This window comes from Streptomyces niphimycinicus, assembly GCF_018883605.1.
GTDB classification, from domain to species: domain Bacteria; phylum Actinomycetota; class Actinomycetes; order Streptomycetales; family Streptomycetaceae; genus Streptomyces; species Streptomyces niphimycinicus.
In genome coordinates, this window is the sequence record NZ_JAHLEM010000499.1 from 1 (window position 1) to 1,529 (window position 1,529).

Consider the following 1,529-nt stretch of genomic DNA (forward strand, 5'->3'; position numbering starts at 1 on the left):
CTCGGCGCGCATGAGGAGCGCCATCAGGCCGCCGATGCAGAAGAACGCGAACGACGTGACGAGGTAGAGCGTGCCGATCGTCTTGTGGTCGGTGGTGGTCAGCCACTTGACGACGACATTGCCCGGCTGCTTCCGACGCACCGGAATCTCCCGCTCTTGCGAGGCGGCAGTACCGGCACCCTGGGGTTCGTTGAGGATGCTCACTGGATCTTGGTCTCCGCGTTCTTGGCGGCGTCCGTCTGCGCAATGCCCGCCGGGATGTAGCCGGTCTGGCCCTTCTTCGCCAGGTCCTTGAGGTGCTGCTGGTAACGCTCCGGCGACACGACCTTGACGTTGAAGAGCATCCGGGAGTGGTCGACGCCGCACAGCTCGGCGCACTTGCCCATGAAGGTGCCCTCGCGGTTCGGGGTGACCTCGAAACGGTTGGTGTGACCCGGAATGACGTCCATCTTCATCAGGAAGGGGATCACCCAGAACGAGTGGATGACATCGCGGGACGTCAGGATGAACTGGACCGACTCGCCCTTGGGCAGCCACAGGGTCGGACCCGGGTTGCCGGTCTGCGGGTTCCGCTCACCGGGGGTGCCGGCCTCGTAGACGCCCTCGGCGCCCTTGGGGACGGCCTTGAGCATGCGCTTGGGGATCGAGGAGATCTCCTTGGCTTCCTGCTTCGGACTGGCGGTGCTCCCGTCCACGTTCTCCATGTAGTTGAAGCCCCAGCTCCACTGATAGCCCACCACGTTGACCACGTGGTCGGGCTTCTTGGAGGTCTTGAGCAGCGCGTTCTCATCGCGTGCGGTGAAGTAGAACAACACCGAGACGATGATGATCGGGACCACGGTGTACAGCGCCTCGATCGGCATGTTGTACCGGGTCTGCGCGGGAACCTCGATCTTGGTCCTGCTGCGACGGTGGAAGATGACCGCCCAGATGATCAGGCCCCAGACCAGGACGCCCGTGGCGAGCGCCGCCGCCCACGAGCCCTGCCACAGGGAGAGGATCCGCGGCGCCTCCTCCGTGACGGGGGTAGGCATTCCGAGGCGGGGGAAGTCCTTTGATGTGCAACCGGTGGCGGTCGCCAGGACCAAGCCCGCGGCCAGCGCCTGCAGCAGCTTCCGCCGCACCGGGCGCCGCGACGAGCGGTCGGAGCCGTTGGGACTCACGTAGCGCCTTCCCGAGAGTCTCGCCCGCGCGGTCGGCCGCGGCCGTCTTCTGGTCGGTCGCCGGCCCAGTGCGGGCAGGGGTTTGGATGTTTATGCGGACCAAACCCTACTGGACGCCATTTGGGGTCGCGCGGGGAGGGTGCCCAACGCGCCGGGGCGCTCCACGAAGGGGTGGAATCGCGGGCTCCGGCCACGATTTCCGGTGCGGTGTCACCCCGAACTCCGGCCCTGGTTGGGGGCCTGTCCGCGGGCCTGTCCGCGGGCCCGACCACGGGCCCGACCACGGCCGGGGTGCCCCCTGCTCCGGCCCTGATTGCGGGCCCGGCTCCGGGGCCGACCGCCGCCGGGGGTGGCCCCTGCTCCGGG

General features: G+C 68.0%; 1 protein-coding gene and 1 pseudogene. Both read right to left on the reverse strand.

From position 1 onward, the window contains the following. A pseudogene (locus KN815_RS34245) lies at window positions 1-204 on the reverse strand (aa3-type cytochrome oxidase subunit I); the annotation flags it as partial. Further along, window positions 201-1,163, reverse strand: coding sequence for an aa3-type cytochrome oxidase subunit II (gene ctaC / locus KN815_RS34250; protein ID WP_216345742.1), 963 nt, complete (start codon window positions 1,161-1,163; stop codon window positions 201-203). The gene ctaC and the pseudogene KN815_RS34245, both read right to left, overlap by 4 nt. Window positions 1,164-1,529: the final 366 nt, after the last annotated feature.